21 protein-coding genes and 1 pseudogene are annotated in these 24,009 nt (G+C 73.2%); 9 read left to right on the top strand and 13 right to left on the bottom strand.

The genetic code is table 11. From position 1 onward, the window contains the following. Nucleotides 1–3: 3 nt before the first annotated feature. Nucleotides 4–1,266 (top strand): annotated as a pseudogene (locus tag RH861_RS05140) (MFS transporter); the annotation flags it as partial. Nucleotides 1,267–1,345: 79 nt separating this feature from the next. On the opposite strand, the gene RH861_RS05135 reads toward RH861_RS05140, so the two are convergent. The 6 genes from RH861_RS05135 to RH861_RS05110 all read right to left on the bottom strand — a co-directional run bounded on the left by RH861_RS05135 (nt 1,346) and on the right by RH861_RS05110 (nt 7,753). Next, complete coding sequence (locus tag RH861_RS05135) at nt 1,346–2,110, bottom strand: NAD-dependent deacylase (protein WP_310520063.1); 765 nt, start codon at nt 2,108–2,110, stop codon at nt 1,346–1,348. Beyond that, nucleotides 2,107–2,736, bottom strand: a complete 630-nt coding sequence (locus tag RH861_RS05130) for a class I SAM-dependent methyltransferase (RefSeq protein WP_310520062.1) — start codon at nt 2,734–2,736, stop codon at nt 2,107–2,109. Before RH861_RS05130 ends, RH861_RS05135 begins: the two co-directional genes overlap by 4 nt. Before the next feature lie 87 nt (nt 2,737–2,823). Beyond that, nucleotides 2,824–4,485: a glycoside hydrolase family 13 protein gene (locus RH861_RS05125; RefSeq protein WP_310520061.1), complete on the bottom strand. Its 1,662-nt coding sequence runs from the start codon at nt 4,483–4,485 to the stop codon at nt 2,824–2,826. A gap of 64 nt (nt 4,486–4,549) precedes the next feature. Next, nucleotides 4,550–5,473: a carbohydrate ABC transporter permease gene (locus tag RH861_RS05120; protein ID WP_310520060.1), complete on the bottom strand. Its 924-nt coding sequence runs from the start codon at nt 5,471–5,473 to the stop codon at nt 4,550–4,552. Continuing rightward, a complete protein-coding gene (locus RH861_RS05115; protein ID WP_310520059.1) occupies nt 5,470–6,438 on the bottom strand; it encodes a carbohydrate ABC transporter permease in 969 nt (322 codons plus the stop codon). Before RH861_RS05115 ends, RH861_RS05120 begins: the two co-directional genes overlap by 4 nt. Before the next feature lie 25 nt (nt 6,439–6,463). Next, nucleotides 6,464–7,753, bottom strand: a complete 1,290-nt coding sequence (locus RH861_RS05110) for an ABC transporter substrate-binding protein (protein ID WP_310520058.1) — start codon at nt 7,751–7,753, stop codon at nt 6,464–6,466. Nucleotides 7,754–7,882: 129 nt separating this feature from the next. Between RH861_RS05110 and RH861_RS05105 the strand changes: the two genes are divergently transcribed. Then, nucleotides 7,883–9,127 (top strand): ROK family protein, encoded by a 1,245-nt coding sequence (locus tag RH861_RS05105; RefSeq protein ID WP_310520057.1) that lies wholly within the window; start codon nt 7,883–7,885, stop codon nt 9,125–9,127. A gap of 1 nt (nt 9,128) precedes the next feature. Here RH861_RS05105 and RH861_RS05100 read toward each other — a convergent pair whose 3' ends face one another. From RH861_RS05100 to RH861_RS05090, 3 genes are all read right to left on the bottom strand, one after another. Next, nucleotides 9,129–9,674: a hypothetical protein gene (locus tag RH861_RS05100; RefSeq protein WP_310520056.1), complete on the bottom strand. Its 546-nt coding sequence runs from the start codon at nt 9,672–9,674 to the stop codon at nt 9,129–9,131. 64 nt (nt 9,675–9,738) lie between these two features. Beyond that, nucleotides 9,739–10,941, bottom strand: coding sequence for a hypothetical protein (locus RH861_RS05095; protein WP_310520055.1), 1,203 nt, complete (start codon nt 10,939–10,941; stop codon nt 9,739–9,741). Nucleotides 10,942–10,978: 37 nt separating this feature from the next. Beyond that, complete coding sequence (locus RH861_RS05090) at nt 10,979–11,593, bottom strand: histidine phosphatase family protein (RefSeq protein WP_310520054.1); 615 nt, start codon at nt 11,591–11,593, stop codon at nt 10,979–10,981. Between the two features lie 133 nt (nt 11,594–11,726). Between RH861_RS05090 and RH861_RS05085 the strand changes: the two genes are divergently transcribed. The 4 genes from RH861_RS05085 (at nt 11,727) to RH861_RS05070 (ending at nt 16,208) form a co-directional block, all read left to right on the top strand. Then, a complete protein-coding gene (locus RH861_RS05085; RefSeq protein ID WP_310520053.1) occupies nt 11,727–13,892 on the top strand; it encodes a sensor histidine kinase in 2,166 nt (721 codons plus the stop codon). Next, nucleotides 13,885–14,544, top strand: coding sequence for a response regulator transcription factor (locus tag RH861_RS05080; RefSeq protein WP_310520052.1), 660 nt, complete (start codon nt 13,885–13,887; stop codon nt 14,542–14,544). The genes RH861_RS05085 and RH861_RS05080 overlap by 8 nt, the downstream gene beginning before the upstream one ends. A 126-nt stretch (nt 14,545–14,670) precedes the next feature. Further along, a complete protein-coding gene (locus RH861_RS05075) occupies nt 14,671–15,417 on the top strand; it encodes a hypothetical protein (protein ID WP_310520051.1) in 747 nt (248 codons plus the stop codon). Nucleotides 15,418–15,599: 182 nt separating this feature from the next. Then, the gene (locus RH861_RS05070) at nt 15,600–16,208 is read left to right on the top strand and encodes a dihydrofolate reductase family protein (protein ID WP_310520050.1); all 609 of its coding nucleotides are present in this window, start codon (nt 15,600–15,602) and stop codon (nt 16,206–16,208) included. A 6-nt stretch (nt 16,209–16,214) separates the two neighbouring features. Here RH861_RS05070 and RH861_RS05065 read toward each other — a convergent pair whose 3' ends face one another. The 3 genes from RH861_RS05065 to RH861_RS05055 all read right to left on the bottom strand — a co-directional run bounded on the left by RH861_RS05065 (nt 16,215) and on the right by RH861_RS05055 (nt 19,804). Continuing rightward, nucleotides 16,215–16,622 (bottom strand): VOC family protein, encoded by a 408-nt coding sequence (locus RH861_RS05065; RefSeq protein WP_310520049.1) that lies wholly within the window; start codon nt 16,620–16,622, stop codon nt 16,215–16,217. Between the two features lie 17 nt (nt 16,623–16,639). After that, a complete protein-coding gene (locus tag RH861_RS05060; protein ID WP_310520048.1) occupies nt 16,640–18,163 on the bottom strand; it encodes an ATP-dependent DNA ligase in 1,524 nt (507 codons plus the stop codon). A 138-nt stretch (nt 18,164–18,301) separates the two neighbouring features. Continuing rightward, complete coding sequence (locus tag RH861_RS05055; RefSeq protein WP_374760947.1) at nt 18,302–19,804, bottom strand: basic amino acid/polyamine antiporter; 1,503 nt, start codon at nt 19,802–19,804, stop codon at nt 18,302–18,304. Between the two features lie 143 nt (nt 19,805–19,947). On the opposite strand from RH861_RS05055, the gene RH861_RS05050 reads away from it, so the two are divergent. After that, entirely contained in the window at nt 19,948–21,609 is a 1,662-nt protein-coding gene (locus RH861_RS05050; protein ID WP_310520047.1) for an alpha/beta hydrolase, read from the top strand. A 41-nt stretch (nt 21,610–21,650) separates the two neighbouring features. On the opposite strand, the gene RH861_RS05045 is transcribed toward RH861_RS05050, so the two are convergent. Further along, nucleotides 21,651–22,082: a VOC family protein gene (locus RH861_RS05045; protein ID WP_310520046.1), complete on the bottom strand. Its 432-nt coding sequence runs from the start codon at nt 22,080–22,082 to the stop codon at nt 21,651–21,653. Between the two features lie 122 nt (nt 22,083–22,204). Between RH861_RS05045 and RH861_RS05040 the strand changes: the two genes are divergently transcribed. Then, complete coding sequence (locus RH861_RS05040) at nt 22,205–22,972, top strand: GntR family transcriptional regulator (RefSeq protein ID WP_310520045.1); 768 nt, start codon at nt 22,205–22,207, stop codon at nt 22,970–22,972. Next, nucleotides 22,939–23,961, top strand: a complete 1,023-nt coding sequence (locus tag RH861_RS05035) for a 1-aminocyclopropane-1-carboxylate deaminase (RefSeq protein WP_310520044.1) — start codon at nt 22,939–22,941, stop codon at nt 23,959–23,961. The genes RH861_RS05040 and RH861_RS05035 overlap by 34 nt, the downstream gene beginning before the upstream one ends. Nucleotides 23,962–24,009: the final 48 nt, after the last annotated feature.

Genomic DNA, 24,009 nt, shown 5'->3' with positions numbered 1-24,009 from the left:
CGGATGCCGCATCGTGAACGCGCCCGACCCGGTCGAGGCCTACCAAGCCCTCGCGCCCGCCACGAGACGCGGTGGATCGTCGCGGCGCTGTGCACGGGCACGATCCTGAGCGCGCTCAACTCGGGCATGGTCGCGGTGTCCCTGAGCACGCTGCGCCGGGTGTTCGCCGTCGACGTCGCGACCGTGACCTGGGTGATCTCGGCGTTCTACGTCGCCTCTGCGGTGCTGCAGCCGCTCATGGGCCGGCTCGCCGACCGGTACGGCCCGCGACGCGTGTTCGGGTTCGGCATGGGCGCGGTGATCCTCGCGGGTGCAGTCGGCCCGTTCGCACCCGACCTCGTCGCGCTGTGCGCGGTCCGCGTGCTGCTCGCCGTCGGGACGGCGGCGGCATTCCCGTCCGCCGCTGCCATGCTCCGCGCGATCGCCGCGACCGAGGGCGGCGACGGCCGCCGGCTGATCGCGCGCGTCCAGCTCATCGACACGAGCGCCGCCGCGGTCGGACCGGTGCTCGGCGGGCTGCTCATCGTCACGTCCGGCTGGGAGGCGATCTTCTGGATCAACGTGCCGCTCGCCGCGCTCGCCCTCGTCAGCACGGCCCTGCTCGCCCCCGCCGACCCGCCCCGGGAACGCGTCCCGTTCTCGCAGACGCTGCGGGAGGCGGACGTGCCGGGCGTGGTGCTCTTCATCGCGACGGTGGTGGCGCTGCTGCTCTTCGTGCTCGGCCTGCCGCAGGGGCCGTCGTGGCCGCTGCTCGCGGGGACGCTCCTCGCCGGCGTGCTGTTCGCGTGGCGGGAACTCCGTGCGGCGACGCCGTTCCTCGACCTGCGGCTCCTCGCCCGTGACGTTCCGCTGTTGCGGGTCTACGCCCTGTTCGTCCTCGCCAACCTCGTGCTCTACAGCGCGCTGTTCGGCCTGCCGCAGTACCTCGAGGACCACGCCGGATACCGCGCCGACGTGGTGGGCCTGCTCCTGCTGCCGCTCGCGGCGTTCAACGCGGTCATGGCGCCGGTCGCCGAGCGCCTCATCGACCGGCGAGGGCTCCGCACCGCGATGGTCGTCGGCACGGCCGCGCTCGGAGGCGGCACGCTGATGCTGCCGCTCCTCGCCGTCACGACCACGCCCGTCGCGGTGCTCGCCGCGACGGCGGCGATCGGCATCCCCTACGTGATCGTCCTCGTCTCGATCACCCAGTCGCTCACCGCTGCGTCGCCGCCCGGTCACGCCGGACAGGCGGCGGGGCTGTTCCAGACCGCCCGATCGCTCGGCAGCACCGCGGCCGGCGTCATCGTCGCGCTCGCGTTCACGGGCGGGACCGACCCCGCCGAGTGGTCGCTGCTCGCCACGGTCACCGCGGCGCTTGCGGTGGTGCTGCTGGTGGTCGTGCTGGTGTGGCGCGGCGCCGAGGCGCCCCGCCGCCGAGCACCTCGTCGACCCAGCTCGGCACGAGCTCCCCGGCCCGACCGAGACGCGTCTCGTCGAAGAACTCGGTGATCTCGCTCACCGCCAGGTTCAATTCGAGGGTGGCCGCGCCGAACGCGGCCGCCGTGAGCACGAAGCCCGCCGCCGGATGCACGGCGCCCGACGTGCCGATCGCGACGAACCGCTCGCACCCGACGAGGGCCGCGTCGATCTCGTCGAGGCCGTAGGGCATCTCGCCGAACCAGACCACGTCGGGGCGCAGCATCCGCTCGCCGCACGCAGGACACGGGGGCTCTTCGATCAGGTCACCCGTCGCCTCGGAGCGCTGCTCGCAGGCCAGGCAGCGCGCCCGCAGGAGCTCACCGTGCATGTGCAGCACGCGCCGCGACCCCGCGCGCTCGTGCAGGTCGTCGACGTTCTGGGTGACGAGCAGCAGCTCGTCGCCGAGCGCCGCCTCGAGCCGCGCGAGCGCCTCGTGCGCCGGGTTCGGGGCGACGGATGCCACGGCGCGCCGCCGCCCGTCGTAGAACCGGTGCACGGTCTCGGGGTCGCGCTCGAACGCCTCGGGCGTCGCCACGTCCTCGACGAGGTGCCCCTCCCAGAGCCCGTCCGCGTCGCGGAACGTCGGGACGCCGGACTCCGCGGAGATCCCGGCGCCCGTGAGCACGACGATGCGCGGGGTCGCGGTCACGGGCGCTCCCCCGTCGCGGACGAGCCGGCGGCGTCCGTCACGTGCCCGCCGAAGACGAGCACGCGGGTCGGCCCGAGCGGGAACGACGGCACGCGCACGAGGCGGACGTGGTCGCCCGCGAACCCGGCATCGGCGAGCGCCCGACCCGTGTCGCGGTCCCAGTGGCAGTTGTGGCAGAAGCGCGCGCTGATCGGCGTGACCGCACGCTGCACCGCCCGCTTGAACGTGCGCGGCGGGGCGACGACGTGATCGACGAACACGACGCGACCGCCCGGGCGGAGCACGCGTCGCACCTCGGCGAGCGCCGCAGCCTGGTCGTCGACCGAGCAGAGCACGTAGGTGCCGACGACCGCGTCGACCGAGGCGTCGGGCAGCGGGATGCGCTCGGCGACCGCGTCGAGCACCTCGCTGCGGTGGCCCCAGCCGCGCGCGCGGACGGCGAGCTCGGCGCGGCGGCCGGCGTCGGGTTCGAGGCCGATCCACTCGACGTCGTGGTCGAAGGCGCCGAAGTTCTCGCCTTCGCCCGCCCCGATCTCGAGCACGCGGCCGCGCACCCGCCCGATGGCCTCGCGCTCGAGGTCGTCGAGCGCGTCGTCGGAGATGAGCTCGGGCCGCGCGGCATCCACCCGGCCATGCGACCACGCGCGGGCCCGGCCGTCAAGGCCGCGCGGACCCCGGGGTCGGTGACCGGCCGGGGTCCGCGCGGGGCTCGGTCAGCGGCGCAGCCAGGCCGTCGTCTCGCCGGGGATCGCGCCGTCCGCGAGCGGGCCGCTCGCCACGAGCACCTCGCCGTCGGGGAGCGGCACCGGGTCCGCGCCGAAGTTCATGACGACCTCCCAGCCGCCGGGTCGGCGGAAGCGGACGACGTCGACGGGGCCGCCGGGGATCCACTCGAGCCGTTCGGCGGTCCGCAGCTCGGCGCGGAGGTCGAGGGCTCGCCGGTACAGCGACAGCGTCGAGTCGGGGTCGTGCTCCTGCGCCTCGGCGGCGTGGTCGCCGAACCACGCGGGCTGCGGCAGGTGGGCGCCGCCCAGCCCGAAGCCGAGCGAGGCGCCGGTGGTCGCCCAGGGCAGCGGCACGCGGCATCCGTCACGGCCGAGGTCGACCCCCGGGTTGCGGAAGTACGCCGGGTCCTGGCGGTCCTCCGCGGGGATGTCGGGCACCTCGTGCAGGCCGAGTTCCTCGCCCTGGTAGAGGTAGGCCGAGCCGGGCAGCGCCAGCATGAACAGCGTGGCGGCCCGGGCGCGACGGATGCCGCGCTCGCGGTCGAGCTCGGGCTCGGTGCCGCCCGTCCGCAGCCAGGCCGCGCCGTGCTTCTCGCCCGGCTCGGGTTCCGGCAGCCCGTAGCGCGTGGCGTGGCGGACGACGTCGTGGTTGGAGAGCACCCAGGTCGTCGACGAGCCCGACTGGGCGGCGAGTTCGAGGTTCGCGTCGACGATGGTGCGGAACGCGCGCGCGTCGAACGGCGCCTCGAGGAGGTCGAAGTTGAACGCCTGCCCGAGCCCCTCGACGCTCGCGTAGCGAGGGCGGCGCGACGAGTCGACCCACGCCTCGGCCACGGCGGTGCGCGGCGGCGTGTACTCGTTGAAGACGCGGCGCCACGCGGCGTAGATGTCGTGGACCTCGTCGCGGTCCCAGAGCGGGTGGCCGCCGTCGCGCGGCAGCGCATCGAGCGTCGCCTGATCGGGCAGGACGTCGTCGAGCCGCTTGGCGAGGCCGTGCGCCACGTCGATGCGGAATCCGTCGACGCCGCGGTCGGACCAGAACCGGAGGGTGCGCAGGAAGTCCTCGCGGACCTCGGGGTGCTCCCAGTTGAGGTCCGGCTGCTCGGTCGCGAAGTAGTGCAGGTACCACTGGCCGTCGCCGACGGGCTCCCAGGCGGGACCGCCGAACGCGCTCGTCCAGTCGGCGGGCGGCAGCGACCCGTCGGGCCCGAGGCCGTCGCGGAAGATGTAGCGTTCGCGCGCCGGCGATCCCTTCGGCGAGGCGAGCGCCTCGACGAACCACTCGTGCCGGTTCGACGTGTGGTTCGGCACGATGTCGACGATGATGCGGATGCCGGCGGCGTGGAGGTCGGCGACGAGGTCGTCGAAGTCGTCGAGCGTGCCGAGCCGCGGGTCGACGTCGCGGTAGTCGTCGACGTCGTACCCGCCGTCGGCGAGGGCGGACGGGTAGAACGGGCTCAGCCAGATCGCGTCGATGCCGAGTCGGCGCAGGTACGGCACGCGCGAGCGGATGCCGCGGAGGTCGCCGATCCCGTCGCCGTCGGTGTCGGCGAAGCTGCGCGGGTACACCTGGTACACCGCGGCGTGCCGCCACCAGTCGGGGTCGTCCCGGAGCAGGGTCCGGTCGGCGCGGGCGAGGAGGTCGGTCATCGGGGTCCTTTCGGCGGATGGTTCGGAGGTGGAAACCGGGTCTTGACGTGTCGGCACGGTCGGGTCAGCCCTTGACGGCGCCCTGCGTCACGCCCTCCATCACCCAGCGCTGCGTGAACAGGTAGACGATGATGGCGGGCGCCATGGCCATGAGGTACGACGCGAACGAGACGTTGTAGTTGTTGCTGAACTGGGTCTGGAAGATGGACTGCACGACGGGCAGCGTCTGCTGCGCGGAGTCGGCGATGATCAGCGACGGCATCATGAAGTCGTTCCACGACGCGAGGAAGGCGAAGATCGCGACGGTCGCGCTCATCGGCGCGAGGAGCGGGAAGATCAGCTGCCGGAACGTCTGCCACGTGGTCGCGCCGTCGATGCGGGCGCTCTCCTCGAGCTCGAGCGGGATCGAGCGCAGGAACGCCGTGAACAGCAGGATGCTGAACGACAGCTGGAACATGATGTGCAGGATGGTGACGCCCACCGGGTTGGCGAGCCCGGCGAGGCCCGTGAGCTGGATCTGCGGCAGCGCCACGACCGGGAACGGCAGGAACATCGCCGCGAGCAGGTAGAAGAACGACCAGCGGAAGAATCGGCGCTCCCAGTTGCGGACGATCGCGTACGACGCGAGTGCGGCGAGCAGCACGGTGCCGATCACCGTGCCGGCGGTCACCAGCAGCGAGATCGTGAAGGCGACCGGGAAGTTCGTGAGCTCCCACGCCTGCGCGAACCCGGAGAGGTCGATGGGGTTCGGCAGCGAGAAGGCGTTGCCGTCGACCGCCTGCGAGGTCGACTTCATCGACATCGTCACGGTGACGTACAGCGGCAGGAGGACGGTGAGCGCGCAGAGGAGGAGGATCACCATGGTGGTCCAATTGGTGCGCTCCTGGCCGACGCGGCCCCGGCGGCGGCGCACCGTCGTCGCGGTCGCCTCCGGACGGGCGGGGGTCGTGACGGAAGCGGCGGGCCGCTTCACTGCTGCCTGGGTCATCGGATCGCCGCCTTTCCGCGGGTGAGTCGGAGCTGGAGCACCGAGATGGTCACGGCGATGACGAAGAAGATGGTCGCGTTGGCCATCTGGTACGCGTAGTCGCCGCCGGTGAAGCCGGTGAAGATCGTCATCGCGATGCTGCGGGTGGCGGTGCCCGGGCCGCCGTTGGTGAGGCCGACGATCACGTCGTACACGTTCAGGTAGTTCTTGAAGCCGATAATCATGTTGATCACGACGTAGCCCGCCACGAGCGGGAGCGTGACCGACCAGAGTCGGCGTGCGGCACCGGCCCCATCGATGTCGGCCGCCTCGTACACCTCGCCGGGGATCGAGAGGAGCCCGGCGATGTAGATGAGCAGCGTCGCCGGGATCGACTGCCAGGCGGCGACGATCACGATCGCGAGCCACGCGAGGTCGGGGTTCGCGAGGATCGACTCGGACAGCCACGGGATGCCGGCGTCGGCGCCGAGCGACGGCAGCGAGTTCGAGAACAGGAAGTTGAAGACGTAGGCGATGATGATGCCGGAGATCACCATGGGGATCACGAAGATCGCCCGCAGCGGCGCCTTCAGCCGGATCCGGGAGGTCAGGCCGACGGCGAGGAGGAAGGCTATCGCGTTCACGAGCAGCACCGTCACGATCGCGAACCCGAAGGTGAAGCCGTAGCTGGCGAGGATCGCGGGATCGGAGAACACGGCGATGTAGTTGGTCAGCCCGATGAACTGCCACTCGCCGAACCCGATGAAGTCGGTGAACGAGTAGAAGATGCCGAGCACCGCCGGGACGGTGATCGCGAGCGTGAACAGCGCCAGCGTGGGTACCAGGAACCAGTAGTAGACCGGGTCGACCCTGGCCCCGCCGCGGCGGTCGTGCCTGCCGCCGGCCGGGTGGTCGACGCGGCCGTGCTCGGCCTCGTCGACGAGTGAGCCTGCCGCTGCGGCGGCCGGCGAGATCGGCGTCGTCATGTCGGAGTCCTCTCGGTTCGCCGGGTCAGCCGCGCAGCGCGAGGCGGGCCCAGTCGGCGTCCAGGGTGGCGAGGATCCGCTGCGGGTCGCCGCCGGTCACCATGGACTGGATGTAGTTGTCGGTCGGGATGGTGAGTGGGATGGCGCGCGAGGGGCCCTGGTAGAACCGGCCGTCGTCGTAGTACTCCTGCATGCCGATGATCCGCTCGTCGGTCACGGGCGCGGCATCCGTCGTCGTGCCGAAGCCGAGGAAGGCGGCGTTGTAGTCGTCCATGACGTCCTTCTGCATCAGGTACGAGACGAACGTGCGCGCGGCCTCCTGGTCGGTGCCGGACTCGGGGATCCACAGGGCGAGGTCGAGGTTCACCCGCACCTCGAGGTCGTCGGGGTCGTCGGTCACGGGCAGCGGGAAGGTGCCGAGCTCGAGGTCGGGGTTGGTCTTGGCGATCTCGCCGAGCGCCCACGGCCCCTGGAAGTACATGGCCGCCTCTTCGTTCGCGAAGGCGACGTTGCCGTCGCCGTAGCCGCGGCTCTCGGCGCCGGGCTGCGAGTAGTCGGCGATCTGCAGCATCCGCTCGACCGGTTCGGCGAGGGTCTTCTGGAACGACACCGGCGAGTCCGGCCCGACCTCGGTGCCGAGCTCGTTCATCTGCTCGTAGAACCCGGCGACGTCGATGCTGCCGCCGACGGTGTAGTCGAAGAGCCCCTGCCCCACCGTCCACGGATCCTTGTACGTGCTGTAGATCGGCGTGATGCCGGCCGCCTCGAGGGTCTCGCACACCTCGACGAACTCGTCCCAGGTCTTGGGCACCTCGAGGCCCTGCTCCTCGAACATGGCGACGTTGTAGATGACGGATGCCGCGGCGACCGAGTACGGCAGGACGCTCGTGCGGCCGGGGTAGGTCGCGTACTGGTCGACGAGCTCCTGCACGTCGGGCCGGATGCGGTCGGCCTCGGGCATGTCGGACAGGTCGCTCAGCGCGCCGCGCTCCATGAAGCGCGCCATCTCCATGTTGTAGTTCAGGAGCCCGACGTCGGGCGGGTTGCCGCGGAGGAATCCCGCCGAGAGGTTCGAGGCCGTGTCGAGGGTGACGCGCACGTCGGACTGCTCACTGTTGAACTGGCGGACGAGGTCGCGGAAGTAGGGGATGGCCTCGGGCTTGGACATGTGGAACGTGATCTCGGCGGGCCCGGTCGAGCCGGGGCCGGCGCATGCCGACATGGCGAGCGTCGTGGCGAGGACGCCGGCGAGCGCGACCGCGATACGGGTGCGGCGCCGCGGGCGGCGGCCGGTGGCGGGGCGGGATGCTGGCACGTCGTCTCCTTCGAGTCCGTGGGACCGCCCGGTGCCCTCGCAGCGCGTCGACCCTGACGGAAGTAAATTTAGAGTGTAGATTTACTTGTTGTCGTAAATAATGACGGAGACTCGAGGAAAGGTCAAGCAGTGGATCGGATCGAAGCGGCGACGTCGCCGCAGGTACTCCGTCGGGTGAACGCCCGACGCGTCCTCGAGCACGCCTGGCGCGCCGGCGCCTTCACCGCGACCGACGTCATGGCCGCGACGGGCCTCACGCGCTCCACGACGATCGGCGTGTGCGACGAGCTCGTGCAGCAGGGCTGGCTCGAGGAACTCGGCGACGCCCGGGCCGTCGGCGCGTACACCAAGGGCCGCCCCGCCCGGCGGTACGCCCTCCGCGAGCGCGCCGCCCTCGTCGCCGGGATCGACGCGGGCTACGACCACGTCTCGACCACCGTCGCCGACCTCCGCGGGAACGTCGTCGGCCGCAGCGCCGCCGCCATCCCGGCCGCCGGCCCGGGCCGCATCGAACGGCTCGCGGATGCCGCAGAACGTCGCGAGCTCGCCCGCCGCACGCTGCACGAGGCGCTGCAGGACGCGGGCGCCTCGGAGTCGGAACTCCTCGCGCTCACCGTCGCGGTCCCCGCCCCGGTCGATGCGGACGGCGTCTCCCCCGCCGAGAACCCGTTCTGGAGCCTCACCAATCCCGGTTACGCCGACGAGTTCCGCGGCACGGCGGCGATCGTCGTGGTCGAGAACGACGCCAACCTCGCGGCCATCGCCGAAGCCTCGGTGCCGCTCGGCGGCGGGCTCGACGTCGACTCGTTCATCGCGCTCATCGTCGGCGAGGGCATGGGCGCCGGCCTCATGATCGACCGCCGACTCGTCCGCGGCCGCCGCGGCGGTGCGGGCGAGCTCCGCTTCCTCGACCACGTCGACGGCGTCGGCTCGGCCGACGGCCTCGCCCTGCTCGCCCGCCGCTGGGCGGTCGACGCGATCCGCGACGGGCTGCCGGCCGACGGCCCGCTCGGCAGCCTCGACCCCGACGCCCTCACCGAGGCCGACGTCGCGCGCGCCGCCGACGCCGGCGACCCGGCGGCCGTGGAGATCGTCGACCGCCTCGCCGCCCGCCTCGCCCGGATCTGCCTCGTGCTGAGCGACCTGCTCGACGTCGACCGGGTCATCGTGAGCGGCGCCGCGGCCACCGCCATGCCGATCGTGGTCGACCGGACCGCGGCGCTCCTCGCGGCGAGCGACGACCCCGCCGCACCCGAGCTGCGGCCGTCGCGCCTGGGCGACGCGTGCGTGGCGACCGGAGCCATCCAGCACGCGCTCGACCTGCTCCGCGACCAGGCGCTCGACCTCTCGCCGACGGCCCGCGGCGCCGCGTGACCTAGGCCGGCGGCTCCAGGCCCACCCGATCGGGCACGGCCGTGACGACGCCCGGCAGCCACTCGTGCACGTCGGGCCAGGCTCGCGCGGTCGGCAGTCCCCGGATCAGCGCGGCGAGCGACGCGTCGCCCGGCGCCCACGGGATCACCCGGTTGGGCGACGCCGACGCGAGCACGCCGAGCCACCAGTGCAGCCACGTGCCGCGGATGGACTCGGGCTCGAGCACGACGTAGTAGTCGGGCACGCGGATCTCGTGCCGATCGACCGCACGCACGAGCTGCTCGATCTCGAGCTCCAGCACGCCGAGCGTGGACCGCTCGTCGTAGAACTCGACCCACGCGGAGGCCACGTGCCCGAGCGGATCGCGGTCGTGGACGACATACGGCGCGTGCGACGTCGTGGTCCAGGTGACGACCTCCGCGTCGGTGGCATCCGTCATCGCGGCGAACGACGCGGACTCGACGTTCGGCAGGCCGGCGAGGGACGTGATCGCGGTCGTCGCCTCCTCGCCGACGACGACCAGGGTGGTGCTTCCCGGTGCCTCCATTTTCGGATTGTACGTCCGTTCGGAGAACGGACGGCATCGGTCCGACGCGCGTCGGTGCGGCGGCTCACCGGCACTGCGCCGCCAGCGCGATGACGTCGTCGCCCGGGCGGCCGTAGATCCACTCGCCGCTCCCGTCGCCGGTGTACCCCCGACTGATCGCCCACGCCGTCGCCCACGCCTCGTTGCCGTCGCCGTACGCGAGCTCGTCGGGCACGATCTCGCCGAGGCACCGGCCCGTCATGGCGTGGCCGACCTCGTGCGCGACGAGCGCCCGCACGCCCGGGGCGTCCCAGAGCTCCGCGACGCTGTGGCTGAACGTGAGGGAGGCGATGCCCCCGCCCGCGACGTCCCAGGTCGCCCGCCCGGCGTACGTTCCGTCGGTGCCGTAGCCGAGGACGATCGTCTCCCAGTCGAACTCGAGCGGCAGGCCGCCGGAGAGCTCCCGCGCGAAGGCCTCGACCTGCTTCCTGCGGTCGTAGAGCGGGCCCGCCTTCTCGGCCTCCTCGGCGTCGTGCGAGGCGATCAGCGCCTCGGCGGCGGCGACGTACCGGGCGATGGCGTCGGCGGCGCCGGAATCCCAGCGGGCGGCTTCGACGATCGCGGTGGCCTCGCGCAGCGCGAGTCGCTCGAGGTTCCGCGCCGACTCGTGCGCCGCCTCGAGCGCGCCCGCGGCCGACGGGACGGCGGCGAGCAGGTCGGCCCCGGTCGCGTCGACGTCAGCGACCGCGGTGACGAGGCCGTCTTGCGCCGTGCCGAGGTCGGCCGCATGCTCGGCCAGTCCCGCGGTCTCGGCCTCGAGCAGCCGGGTCGTCGCGTCGAGGTCGCCGGCCGACTCCGCCTCACCCTCGCGCACCGCGGCCGGCACCTCCGGCTCCACGCGGGGCAGTGCCTCGGCCGCGTCGATCCGCGCCGCCAGTTCGGCGACGGCCGCGGCGAACGACGCCTCCGGTTCGGGTCCGACGTGCGCGACAGGCACCTCGGCGACCTCGGCGGCGAGGGAGGCGGCGGTCGTCGCGGCGTCCAGCGCCTCGTCCAGGTCGTCACGTGCCCGCTCGACCTCGCCCGCGGCGGCGGCATGCGCGGCACCGGCCCGCGCGAGCCGCTCCGCCGCCCCGGACTCCGACTCCTGCCGGGCGAGCAGGATGGCCGCGACGACCGCGATCGCGACCAGCACCGCCGCGGCGGCCGCTGCCACCACGGCGCGCGCGCTCGGGCGTCCCGGTCCTCCCGGGCGCCGCGGACGAGGGCCGGCGTCGATCGTCGACACCCGAGCAGTATCGCCCCGGAGGGGGCGGGGCGGAACCTCAGCCGGCGAGCCGCACCAGGTCGGCGGCCGCGTCGAGCGCCTCGCGCACCTCGGCGAACGACCTGCCGCCGACCGTCACGACCTGCCACGCGGCATCCGTTCGCCGCACCTCGGAGACGGAGAGGTTGTCGAGCCGCGGGTAGTGCCGGGCGTCGTGGCCGCTCATCTCGGCGAGCACATGACGGATGAGCGTGCCGTGCGCGACGGCGAGCACGCGCGCACCGGCGTGCTCGTCGGCGATGCGCTCCAGCGCGCGGATGCCGCGGGGTCCGACGTGCTCGTCGGCCTCCTTGCGCGGGAACGCGCGGCCCGGCCAGCGGGCGTCGATCTCGGCGACGAGCGTGCCCTCGGCGGCGCCGAAGTCCTGCTCGACGAGGTCGTCGTACGCACCGGCGACGGGGAGCCCGAGCCGGCGCGCGAGGAGTTCGGCGGTCTCGCGGGCACGCCCGAGGGTGGAGCTCACGACCACGTCCCACTCGGCGGCGTCGAGGAGCGCCGCGGCGGCCTCGGCCTGCGCACGACCCGTGTCGTTCAGCGGGATGTCGGTGCGCCCCTGCATGAGCCCGTTCAGGTTCCAGTCGGTCTGTCCGTGGCGGATGAGGGCGAGGCGCATGGGTTCCAGCCTACGGCGGGGAGACTGAGCGGATGCCGCGCGGCCGGACCGTCGGGGGCCGCGGCATCCGTTCTCGCGGACTCGGGACAGGAGTCCCGTGACAGCGGGACACGGCGGCTGCGACGATGAGCGGATGACGCTCCGCTCGAGTCGCATCGCGACCGTCGTCGCGTTCGTCGTGGCCGCGGTGGCGGCGATCGCGGCGATCGCGATCGACCTGCGGGTGCTGCCCGAGCATCCGGACCCGCCGATGTCGCCGGGCTGGTCGGGCGTGCTGCCGGGCGTGGCGATGCTCGTGCCCGGAGCCCTGCTGCTGTGGCGGTTGCCGTGGCATCCGATCGCCGTCGTGCTCACCGGATTCGGCACGTTGTGGGTCGTCGACGGGCTCGCCTCGGCGGCCGTCAATCTCGCCTGGTACACCGACCGCGACGCGTGGTGGGCGCCGCCGGCCTTCTGGTTCTTCACCCGGCTCGGGTCGGTGCTGCTCCTGCCGATCGTGCTCCTGCTCGTGCTGTTCCCCGACGGCCGGCTGCGCCGCGGCGCATGGCGGGTCGTCTCGGTCGTCGCGATCGGCCTGGCCCTCGTCATGCCGTTCGCGTTCCTGTTCGCGCCCGCCGCGGCACTGGTCGCCGACGAGCTGGAGCGCGCGGCGCTGCTCGGCGCGTTCGGGTCGTGGTCGACCGACCTCCCGCTCCCGGACGCCGCGTGGTCGGTGATCCTCGGCGCCGCCCTCCCGTGCCTGGCGGCGAGCCTCGTGCTCTCGCTCGTCGTCTGCGTCGGTCGACGGTCCCGCGCGAGCGCCGAGGAGCGGGCGCAGCTGCGCTGGCTGGTGTGGTCGGGCGTCGTGTTCGTCGGCTCGCTGCTCATCTACCCGCTCGTGCCGACCGTCGTCGTCGACGTGCTGCTCGCGGTGACGATCGGGCTCATGAGCGCGGCGGTGGTCGTCGCGGTGGCGCGCTACCGCCTCTACGAGATCGACCGACTGCTGTCGTGGACGCTCGTCTACGCGATGCTCATCGCCGCCATCGTCGCGGTGGACGTGCTGGTCGTCCTGCTGGTGGGCAGCGCGATCGACGACCGGGTGGCGATGCTGCTCGCGGTCGTCGCGGTCACGATCGCGTACGCGCCGCTGCGCGGTCGGCTGTTCGCGTTCGCGAACCGGCTCGTCAACGGGCGCCGCGCCGACCCGTACGCCGTGGTCTCCTCGCTCGGCGACCGCCTCGATCGGTCGCCCCACGCGCGGGCGCAGCTCGACGACCTCGCGTCGGCCGTCGCCGAGGCGTTCGCGTCGCCCTACGTGCGGGTCGAGCTCGATCGACCGGCGGGCACGGCGACGGATGCCGTGCCCCTCGTCGCGGAGCACGGGACGCCGACCGCGCGGCCCGTCGAGATCCCGATCGACCACGGCGGGCAGGTGATCGGCCGCATCCGGATGGAGCCGGGCCGGCGGCCCGTGGGATCCGAGCGCGACCGTCGGCTGCTCGGCGACCTCGTCCGGCTCGCCGCGGCGGCGATCCGGAACGCCGAGCTGGGCCGCGAACTGCAGGCGATCCGCGAGCGGCTGGTGGTCGCCCGCGAGGAGGAGCGGTCGCGGCTGCGCCGTGACCTGCACGACGGGCTCGGGCCCCTGCTCGGCGGGGTCAAGCTGCGGCTCGAGGCGGCCCGCAACCTCGCCGGGCGAGATCCGTCGCGGTCGCTCGCGCTCGTCGACGCCGCGATCGACGACCAGTCCGCGGTGATCGACGAGATCCGTCGGATCGTCCATGACCTCCGCCCACCGGCACTCGACGACGTCGGGCTGGTCCGGGCCCTCCGGCAGCAGGCCGACCGCCTCACCGGGCCGGGCTTCGTCGTCCGGGTCGAGGGCGACCTGCTCCGCGACCTGCCGCCCGCGGCCGAGGTCGCCGCCTACCGCATCGTCTCGGAGGCACTGACCAACGCGCGCCGCCACTCGGGCGCCGCGCTCGTCGAGGTCCGCCTCGAACACGACGACCGGATGCTGCGCCTCACCGTGCGCGACGACGGCTCCGGCATCCCCTCCGACGCCGTGCCCGGCGTGGGCCTGCGTTCGCTGCGCGAGCGCGCGGACGAGCTCGGCGGCACGCTCGAGATCGTCGCGGCCGACGGCGGCGGCACCGAGATCCGGGCCGCGCTGCCGCTCACATCGCAGCCCGTCGCCGAGTCGAGCGCCGACCCCGAGCCCCGCCCCGAGCCGGGCGCCGGCCTCGGCTCCGACCCGCGCCGCGCAGGGCGCCCCGCGACCACCCCCGAGCACCTGGAGGCCCCCGCTGATGCCTGACGAGCCCATCCGCGTCATCCTCGTCGACGACCACCCCGTCTACCGGGACGGCCTCGCCATGCTGCTCGAGTCGCTGGACGGCGTCGACGTCGTCGCGACCGCCGCCGACGGCGAGGAGGCGCTCGCGGTCGTCGAGTCCTCCGAGGCGGACGTCGTCGTGATGGACGTGCAGATGCCGAAGCTCGACGGCATCGCGGCGACCCGCGAGATCGCCGCGCGGCATCCGCATTTGGCCGTCGTCGTGCTCACGATGTCGGAGGACGACGAGACGGTGTTCGCCGCGATGCGCGCCGGTGCGCGCGGGTACCTCGTGAAGGGCGCGAGCCAGCACGAGATCCGCTCGGCGATCGATGCCGCCGCGCGCGGCGAGCTCGTGTTCGGCGCGGCGATCGCCCGGCGCGTGATGGAGTTCTTCGCGGCCGGGCCGGCGAGCGCCCCGGCGGCGGAGGTGTTCCCCCAGCTCACCGCGCGCGAACGCGAGATCCTCGACCTCCTCGCCGCAGGTCGGTCGAACCCGCAGATCGCCCAGGCGCTGTTCCTGTCGCCGAAGACCGTCCGGAACAACGTCTCGAACATCTTCGCGAAACTGCAGGTCGCCGACCGCGCCGAGGCGATCGTGCGGGCCCGCGGCGCCGGCCTCGGCCGCCCCTGAGCGCCGAGGCGCCGGGTGTCCCGGGCTCGACTCGGGACATCCGCGGGACGGCGCACCCTGTGGGCCCGGGTCGGCCGACCCGGAGATTGGGATCACCGCACGATCCCGATTCCGAAAGGCACCGCCATGGACTTCACACCCGCCACCACGACCGCGCCGGCCCCCGGCACCGCCCCCGAGGCGGGCCACGCCCCGACGCCCGCGGCATCCGTTCGCTCGAAGCGGACCCGCATCACCTCGGCCGACCTCGGCCCGGTTCGCCCGAACCGGCTGCAGCGCCTCGGCGGCCTCGGCCTGATCGCCGCGCCGCTGCTGTTCACCGGCGGCATGCTCACCTCGCCCGAGCAGACCGCACCGGGCACCGCCGGCTACATCGAGTCGCTCGCGGCCGACCCCGCCCTCAGCCTCTGGTCGGCGAACCTGCTGCACTACGGCTGGGTCGCCCTCGCGTTCGGCGCGATCGCCTCGCTCGGCCTGATCCGCGCCGGCCGCGGGCGGGTCTTCCTGCCCATCGCGGCGATCATCCTCGCCTTCGGCGCCATCCAGATGTCGGGTCTGCTGCTCTCGGACTGGTTCCTCGTCAGCGCCGGGAACACCCTGCCGATCGAGGACGCCGTGACCATGGACGCCGCGGCCAAGGAGTGGACGGTCGCGATCTGGCAGTACACCGGGATGGCGGGCGGCCTGCTCGGCATGGGCCTGCTCTCGCTCGCGCTCGCCCGGGCGAAGGCCGTGTCGTGGTGGATCGCCCCGCTGGGCTTCCTGCCGTGGGTCCTCCCGGCGTTCGGACTCGGCCCCGTGGGCGTGCTCGTCGCGCTCGCCTGCTACGCCCCGCTCCTCGTCGCGGGCGTGCGGCTGGTCGCCGCCCGCTGACGACGTCGACGGATGCCACGAGGCCCGCGGTGCACGTGCACCGCGGGCCTCGCCGCGTCGGAATGCATGAGGATCCGTCCGAAGGGCCCGCAGGGAGCCGCATCGGACGGATTCTCATGCATTCGGGACCCCTCGACGCGGGCCCGCGCGCTCGCTAGCGTGACGCGCGGAAGGGAGCACCCATGGGCATCCTCGCAGTCGACCTGTTCATCACGCTCGACGGGGTCTACCAGGCGCCGGGCGGCCCTGAGGAGGACCCGTCGGGCGGCTTCGCACACGGCGGGTGGCAGGCGCCGTACCTCGATGACGAGTCGGGCACCGTCATCGGCGCGGGCATCGACCGCCTCGACGCCCTGCTGCTCGGCCGCAGGACCTACGACATCTTCGCCGACTACTGGCCGCAGCACGTCGAGTCCCAGGTCGGCGAGAAGTTCGCCCGGGTGCCGAAGTTCGTCGCCTCCCGCACGCTCTCCGATCCGTCGTGGGCGGGCACGACGGTGGTGACGGATGTCGCGGCCGAGGTGCCCGCGCTGAAGGAGCGGTTCGACGAGATCCACGTGATCGGCAGCGGCGACCTGGCCCGGTCGCTGCTCGCGGCCGACCTCGTCGACCGGCTGAACCTGTACCTCTACCCCATCGCGTTCGGCAGCGGGAAGCGGCTCTTCGACACCGGGACGGTACCGGCCGCGTTCACGCTCGCGCAGCCGCCGATCGCCTTCCCGAAGGGTGCCGTCGCGCTCGTCTACGACCGCGCGGGCGTGCCCGTCACCGGCATCCAGATGGAGGACTGAGCCGGATCAGTCGAGCTCCTGGAAGATCGTGAGCTGCACGCCCGCCGGCCCGCGCAGCCGAGCGTTGACCGACCGCCACGGCGTCTCGCGCGCGGACGCCTCGAGGTCGGCACCGGCGTCGACGAGCTCGTCGGCCACGGATGCCGCATCGTCGACCTCGAGCGCGACCCGCAGGTGGTCGCTGCGGCCGCCGTCGGTCTCGACGCGGTCGATGAATCGCACCTGCGCCGGGTTCGAGAGTTCGAGCGTCGCGCGACCCGCGTCGAGGATCACCACCTCCGCGCCATCCGGACCGCTGTACGCCTCGGACTCGGGCATGCCCAGCACGTCGCGGTAGAAGCGCAGCGCCGACTCGAAGTCGTCGGCCTCGACGACGAGCCGCAGCTGGCGCACTCGTCCCGGTCGGTCTGCCATCCGGATGCTCCCCTCGTTCAGCCGCGCAGCAGTCCGCGCAGCGTCTGGATCGTGTCGGCCTCGGCCGCGGGCTTGTCGTCGCGGTAGCGCTTGACGCGCGCGAACCGCAGGGCCACGCCGCCGGGGTAACGGGTCGAGCGCTGCACGCCGTCGATCGCGATCTCGACGACCGTGGTCGGCTCGACGAACACGGTCGACGCGGTGCGCCGCGTCTCGAGCTGCGCGAAGTGCTCGGTCTGCCACCGCAGCAGCTCGTCGGTGAGGCCCTTGAAGGTCTTGCCGACCATCACGAACCCGCCCGGCTCGCCGAACTCGCCCACGGGGTCGAACGCGCCGAGGTGCAGGTTCGACAGCCACCCCGTGCGTCGGCCCGACCCCCACTCGACGCCGAGCACGACGAGGTCGTAGGTGTGCACGGGCTTCACCTTGATCCAGCTCGAGCCGCGCCGCCCGGCCGCATAGGGCGACTCGACGCCCTTCACGAGCACGCCCTCGTGCCCAGCCGCGAGCGCCTCGCGGGAGATGCGCTCGGCGGACTCGGGGTCGGCGGTCACCTCGCCGGGGATGCGGTGCGGCCCCGCGATGCGCTCGAGCTCGCCGAGCCGCGCCGACAGGGGTTCGTCGAGCAGGTCGCGCCCGTCGACGTGCAGCACGTCGAAGAACCACGGATGCAGCAGCACCTCGCGCGCGACGTCGGCGCCGAATCGCGCCATGGTGTCCTGGAAGGGCCGCGGCCCGCCGTCCTCGTCGAGCGAGAGCGTCTCGCCGTCGAGGATCACGTCGGTCACCGGCAGGCCGCGCGCGACCTCGACGACCTCGGGCACGCGGTGCGTGATGTCGGCGAGGTTGCGGGTGAACACCCGCACCTCGTCGCCCGACCGGTGCACCTGGATGCGCGCGCCGTCGAGCTTGTACTCGACCGACGCCTCGCCGACCTGCTCGATCGCCGCGGCCGCGGTGGGGGCGGATGCCGCGAGCATCGGTTGCACGGGCCGGCCCACGACGAGCCCGACCGACTCGAGTTCGCCCGGCGCGCCGGTGAGGGCGAGCCGGGCGGTCTCGCCGAGGTCGCCCGAGAGCATCGCCGCACGGCGCACGACCTCACCGGGTCGGTCGGCGGCCCGCGCGATCGCGTCGGTCACGACGCCCTCGAGCGCGCCCGTGCGCACCTCGCCGAGGAGCACCCGCGTGATGAAGTCCTGTTCGCGGCCGGTCGCTCGCGAGCCGAGGTCGCGCAACGTGGCGGCCCGCGCCGCGGTCGAGCCGGCACCGGATGCCGCGGCGAGCTCGTCGAGCGCGGCGTCGAGGTCGGCGATCGTCAGCGACGCGGCATCCGCCGGCTCGCCCATCGCCCCGGAGAGGCCGCGCCACCCGACGCCGACGCGACCCTGACGGGCCTTGCCCACGAGGAAGCCGACCGCGGGCGCGATCTCGTCGGGCTCGAGACGGCCGAGCACCTCGGCGAGCGCGTCGACCTTCGCCAGGCGCGACCGGGTGGCGGCGACGCGTTCAGCGGTCGCGACGAGCTCATCGAGCAGCACGCGCTCATCCTCGCACCGCCCGCCGACACGCGCACCGGGTTGCGCAACGCCCTCGAGGGGACCCGACACGCCGCGCGTGCTCGCGCGCCGACGGCGTGTCGCGTCCCTTCGAGGAGCGGGACGCCGACGCCGCGCGCGTCAGAGCACGATCCACCCGGTGGCGAGCCCGACCACGCCCACGACGGCCGCCGCCACGGCGAGCGCGAGGATGACCGCCTCGCCCGGGCGCAGCATCCGTCGCCCCTGCTCGCGTCGGGCGAGCAGGAACAGGATCGTCGCGGGCGCCTGCACGATGAACGAGACCAGCACGTACGTCAGGCCGGCGCCCAGCAGCAGGAACACCACGTACACCGTCGCGATCACGCCGATCACCACGTCGCCGGCGCGACCTCGGGCCCCGGGCGCGCGCCGGCCGACGGCGATCTTCAGCATGAACCCCGCCGCGAACAGGTACGGGATGAGCGCCAGCGCGCTCGTCATGTCGAGCGCGAAGTCGAACGCATCGGTCGAGAAGTACGCCACGACGAGGATCGCCTGCGCGAACACCGTGGAGGCCAGGAGCGCCCCGACGGGCACGTCGCGGTCGTTCTGCCGGGCGAGCGCCCGCGGCATGTCGCCGTCGCGGGCGGCCATGAAGACGACCTCGGCGGCCATGAGGGTCCACGCCAGGTAGGCGCCGAGCACCGACACGATCAGGCCGATGCTGACGAGCACCGCACCCCACGTGCCGACCGCGGCCTCGAGCACGCCCGCCATCGACGGCTGGCGCAGCGACGCGAGCTCGGCGGCGGGCAGCACGCCGTACGAGACGATGGTGACCGACGCGAACACCGCGAACACGGCGAGGAAGCCGAACACGGTCGCCCGGCCGACATCCGCTCGCCGCCTGGCGTGCCGCGAGTACACGCTCGCCCCCTCGACGCCGAGGAACACGAACACGGTGACGAGCATCGTGCCCTGCACCTGCTCGAACAGGGTGGCCCCGTCGACGGATGCCGCGCCGCCGGCCGCTCCGCTGCCGAACAGGTTGCCCGCGAACACCTCCGGGTCGAACACGAACAGGGCGAGCAGCACGAACACGAGGATCGGGACGAGCTTCGCGATCGTGACGATGCGGTTCAGCGCCGTCGCCTCGCGCACGCCCCGCCGCACGAGGAGGAAGAACCCCCACAGCCCGACCGACGAGACGAGGATCGCGAGCACCGTGTCGCCGTCGCCGAGCGCGGGCACGACCGCGCCGACCGTCGACATGATCAGCACCCAGTAGGTGACGTTGCCGACGCATGCGCTCGCCCAGTAGCCGAACGCGGAGAAGAAGCCGAGCAGCTCCCCGAAGCCCTCCTTGGCGTAGGCGTAGACGCCCGCGTCGAGGTCGGGCCGCCGGACGGCGAGCCGCTGGAACGCGATCGCGAGCGCGAGCATGCCGAGCCCGGCGATGCCCCAGGCCACGAGCGCGCCGACGACGCCGGTCTGCTCGGCGAAGCGACTCGGCAGCGAGAACACGCCCGCGCCGACCATGGACCCGACGACGATCGCGGCGAGCGTGACGACGCCGACCTTCACCGAGGCCGGGGCTCCCGACGCCGAGGCACCGCCGGCGGATGCCGCGGGCTGCCCGCCCTGCGCGTCGCTGGTCGTCACTCGTTCCTCCCGTCGGCGCCGCAGACGTCCAGCGCCGATGCGGAACACTACCGCGTCGCCGTCATCAGGGCGCGCACGGATGCCGGACCGCGGGCCGCCGCGGTACCCTGCGGGCAGCCCGGACTCCGGATCGGGGGTCGACGATGGATGCGTTCAAGACGGAGCGCGAGAAGCGCGGGCTGCTCGTGTTCGTGCCGGGTCTGCCGAGCGCGCGGAGGCGAGGAAGCCGAGCGCCGCACGACGACCTGTTGGAGCGGCTCCGTTCCGACCTCGGGCCGACCTGGCGCCTCGAGGTGTTCCGTCATGGTCAGACGGCGACGAGCCGGGCCGACCTCGATGCGATCGTCGACGATCTCGCGGCGCATCTCCGCGACTGGTCGGGTGAGCTGAGCGTCGACGTCGAGCGGCCCGAGGAGATCATCCTCGTCGGGCACAGCTTCGGAGGCGTGCTCGCGCGAGCGGCGTACCTCCGCGACGTGGGCGGCCGCGACGGTGCGCCCCGCCCCTGGACGGCGATCGTCCGCCGCATAGTCCTGCTCGGCTCGCCCAACGCCGGCTTCCGCTGGAACGCGAAGGGCACGCCGCTCGCCTGGCGCCTCGCGTACGCGCTGGCCACCCCGTTCGCGGACTACGCGGTGGAACGCGTCGAGGCCGGCGGCTACTGGATCACCGACCTCCGCCTGCGATGGCTGGACGCCTTCCGCCGGCTCGAGGACCGCCCGACCGTCGTACAGGTCCTCGGCACGAGCGACGATCTGGTCACGCGCGAGGACATCCTCGACTCGAGGTACATGCCGGACACCGTCGAGGTCATGGTCCCGGGGGCGACCCACGCGGGCCTCGTGGACCTCTCCACGGCGGCGGACCCGGAGCGACGATTCCAGCAGCTGCAGTCCGCGATCCTCGGGCGCCCGGACGAGGCGTCCGGAGCCCCCGCGGGGCGCTCCACCTCCCCGACGTTCTTCGTCCTGCACGGCATCCGGGCATCCGCCTACGAGCACTGGGTGCAGGACCTGTCGTCGTACATCCAGACGATGACCGGGACCGGCGAGGTGCGCTTCGTCCGGCCCGACACCGGGTTCTTCAGCGCGCTCGAGTTCGCCCTCCCCGGCAGCCGCAACCGGAAGGTGCACCAGTTCCTGAAGCTGTACGGCGACGCGTACGCGACCGGCGACCCCGACCGGTTCACGTTCGCTGGCCACAGCAACGGGACCTACATGATGGCCCGGGCGATGAGCCGCGTCCCGGCGATGCGGTTCCGCCGCATCTACCTCGCGGGGACCGTCCTGCCCCGCGACTTCGACTGGCAGGGCCTCGTGGATCGGCGCCAGATCGGCAGCTATGGGTCCGCCTGGCGACCCGGGGCGGTCCGGAACGACCGGTCGACGCGCGATGTGCCGGTCGGCATCCTCTGCTCGTGGCTTCGCGGCCTCGGCAGTTCGGACGTCGGCACGGCCGGCGTGACCGGCTTCGAGCATGCGCCGTCGATCCTCGACGACGGGGCGCGCGCCTACGCCGGCGGGCACGGCGCGGCGTTGCGCGATCCGGCGCGGCTGCAGGCGGTCGCCGGGTACCTGACGGAGACGGCGACGACGGTGCCGCCTCCCGGCGGCGCGGGTTCGATCTTCCGATGGTTCAGCCGCTTCGTCGGGACGCCGGTGGTCGCGTGGCTGCTGCTGCTCGCGCTCGTCGGGGCGCTCACGGTGGCGTTCGTCGCGCTCGGCGGGGCCATCGGACCGGGGCCCGCTGCCGCGCTCGGTGCGGCGATCGTGCTCGCGCTGGTCGTGCTGCTCCGCACGATCTGACCGCCGGGCCTCGCACGCCCCGCCGGCGCCTGCCCGGGGCCCTACGTCATCATCGTGCGCCCGTCGGAGAGCACGGGCGACAGCATGCCGAACAGGTTGCCGTCGGGGTCGAGGAGGTAGCCGCCGCGACCGATGCCCTCCATGTCCTCGGCGGGCATGGCCTCGGTGGCGCCGAGCTCGATGCCGCGGCGCATCAGGTCGTCGACGCTGCCGTCGACGCCGACGACGATGTTGCAGCCGTTGATCGCCGCGCCCGGCTCGGGTCGCGGCCCCTCGCGCTGCGTGAGCCCGCCGTTGATGCCCATGCCGGCGGTGCCGGACGTGTTGCCGATGGCGCCCTCACCGGTGTCGATGAGCCAGTAGGGAGTGTCGCCGTACTGGCTGAACCGCCAGCCGAACAGCTCGCTGTAGAAGTCGACGAGCCGCTGCGGCTCGGTCGCGTGGATCTCGAAGTGCACGACGAGGTTGGCCATGGTTCCTCCAGGTCTGCGTCGAGCGTCGGCGCCCGGTCGAGCGGATGCCACGCTCCGGATGCCGCCCACGGTACGCCCGCCCGCCGACATGCCGCGACCCCCGACGCCGGGACGCCGATGAGTTGACGGATGCCGCGGCATCCGCTGCAATATATTGCATGCCGCTGCCCGACCGCTCGCCCGCCGAGCGACCGAAGTCGCTGCGCGACTACGCCTACGCGCAGCTGCGCGACGCGATCGTGTCGGGCGACCTCGCACCGGGCGAGCGCCTGCGCGACCCCGAGCTCGAGGAGTGGCTCGGCGTGAGCCGCACCCCCATCCGCGAGGCGATCGCGCGCCTCGAGCTCGCCGGCCTCGTGCACACCCGCCGCGCCAAGCAGACCGTCGTCGCGCCGCTCGACACCCGCACGGCCCTCGCCGCGCAGCGCATCGCGGCGTCGCTGCACGAACTCGCCGTGCGCGATGCGGTGACGCAGCTCACCTGGACCGACCTCGAGGCGATGAGCAACGCCAACGCGCGCTTCGCGGCCGCGCTCGGCGCCGACGACGTCGACGCGGCCATCGCCGCCGACGACGCGTTCCACGCGGTCGCCGTCGAGGCGAGCGCGAATCCGCTGCTGCCCGGCCTGCTCGAACAGGTCACCCCGCTGCTGCGGCGCCTCGAACGCGCACGCTTCGGCTCGCTCGCCGGCCGCGGCTCGGTCGCCGACCACGACCGCATCATCGCGCTGTGCGCCGAGGGGCGAGCGGATGACGCGGCCCGGGCGACGCACGAGAACTGGTCGACGCTCGGCCGCCTCCTCCACCTCGACGACGAGGCCGACTCCGCCACCACCCCACCCACTGAAGGAGCACCATGGCCCTCGCCGACTTCCCCCGCCACCGGCTGACGTTCGGGCCGAGCCCGATCCATCCGGTCGACCGCCTGAGCGCCCACCTCGGCGGCGCCCGCGTCTGGATGAAGCGGGAGGACGTGAACTCCGGCCTCGCCTTCGGCGGCAACAAGACCCGCAAGCTCGAGTACCTCGTGCCCGACGCGCTCGCGAAAGGCGCCGACACGCTCGTCTCCATCGGCGGCGTGCAGTCGAACCACACCCGGCAGGTGGCGGCCGTCGCGGCGCACCTCGGCATGAAGGCCGTGCTCGTGCAGGAGCACTGGGTCGACTGGCCCGACTCGGTGAACGACCGCGTCGGCAACATCATGCTGTCCCGGCTCATGGGCGCCGACGTGCGGCTGTCGCCCGCGGGGTTCAGCATCGGCTTCCGCGAGTCGTGGAAGCAGGCGATCGCGGATGTCGAAGCCGGCGGCGGCACGCCGTACCCGATCCCCGCGGGCGCATCCGACCACCCGCTCGGGGGACTCGGCTTCGCGAACTGGGCCCACGAGGTCGCTGCGCAGGAGGCCGAGCTCGGCGTCTTCTTCGACACGATCGTGGTGTGCTCGGTCACCGGGTCGACGCACGCGGGCATGATCGCGGGATTCGCCGACCTCGAGCACAACTTCGGCGGGCGGCCGCGCCGGGTCATCGGGATCGACGCGTCGGCGAAGATCGACGAGACGCGCGACCAGGTCGCCCGGATCGCGCGGAGCACCGCCGAGACCATCGGCGTCGGCCGCGACCTCCGCGACGACGAGATCACGGTCCTCGAGGGCTGGGCGGGCGACCTCTACGGCATCCCGGTCGCCTCGACCGACGAGGCGATGCGCCTGACCGGACGCCTCGAGGGCGTCATCCTCGACCCGGTGTACGAGGGCAAGAGCATGGCGGGCTTGATCGACCTCGTGTCGAGCGGCGACATCCCGAAGGACTCGAACGTCCTCTACGCCCACCTCGGCGGCCAGCCAGCCCTCAACGCCTACTCCGGCCGCTACCACTGACCCTCGGCGGCGGTGAGATGACGCGAAACGCTGCCCGGGGGGGGGCGC

The sequence above is a fragment of the Agromyces indicus genome, assembly GCF_031432295.1.
GTDB classification, from domain to species: domain Bacteria; phylum Actinomycetota; class Actinomycetes; order Actinomycetales; family Microbacteriaceae; genus Agromyces; species Agromyces indicus.
Note: the sequence above shows the minus strand (reverse complement) of the source record. Positions and strands in the feature narration are given on the sequence as shown.

Coding starts and splice junctions, on each gene's coding strand:
- RH861_RS05125 (WP_310520061.1), bottom strand. CDS start 4,485: ATGACCGACCTCCTCGCCCGCGCCGACCGGACCCTGCTCCGGGACGAC.
- RH861_RS05120 (WP_310520060.1), bottom strand. CDS start 5,473: ATGACCCAGGCAGCAGTGAAGCGGCCCGCCGCTTCCGTCACGACCCCC.
- RH861_RS05115 (WP_310520059.1), bottom strand. CDS start 6,438: ATGACGACGCCGATCTCGCCGGCCGCCGCAGCGGCAGGCTCACTCGTC.
- RH861_RS05100 (WP_310520056.1), bottom strand. CDS start 9,674: ATGGAGGCACCGGGAAGCACCACCCTGGTCGTCGTCGGCGAGGAGGCG.
- RH861_RS05090 (WP_310520054.1), bottom strand. CDS start 11,593: ATGCGCCTCGCCCTCATCCGCCACGGACAGACCGACTGGAACCTGAAC.
- RH861_RS05085 (WP_310520053.1), top strand. CDS start 11,727: ATGACGCTCCGCTCGAGTCGCATCGCGACCGTCGTCGCGTTCGTCGTG.
- RH861_RS05080 (WP_310520052.1), top strand. CDS start 13,885: ATGCCTGACGAGCCCATCCGCGTCATCCTCGTCGACGACCACCCCGTC.
- RH861_RS05075 (WP_310520051.1), top strand. CDS start 14,671: ATGGACTTCACACCCGCCACCACGACCGCGCCGGCCCCCGGCACCGCC.
- RH861_RS05070 (WP_310520050.1), top strand. CDS start 15,600: ATGGGCATCCTCGCAGTCGACCTGTTCATCACGCTCGACGGGGTCTAC.
- RH861_RS05065 (WP_310520049.1), bottom strand. CDS start 16,622: ATGGCAGACCGACCGGGACGAGTGCGCCAGCTGCGGCTCGTCGTCGAG.
- RH861_RS05050 (WP_310520047.1), top strand. CDS start 19,948: ATGGATGCGTTCAAGACGGAGCGCGAGAAGCGCGGGCTGCTCGTGTTC.
- RH861_RS05045 (WP_310520046.1), bottom strand. CDS start 22,082: ATGGCCAACCTCGTCGTGCACTTCGAGATCCACGCGACCGAGCCGCAG.
- RH861_RS05035 (WP_310520044.1), top strand. CDS start 22,939: ATGGCCCTCGCCGACTTCCCCCGCCACCGGCTGACGTTCGGGCCGAGC.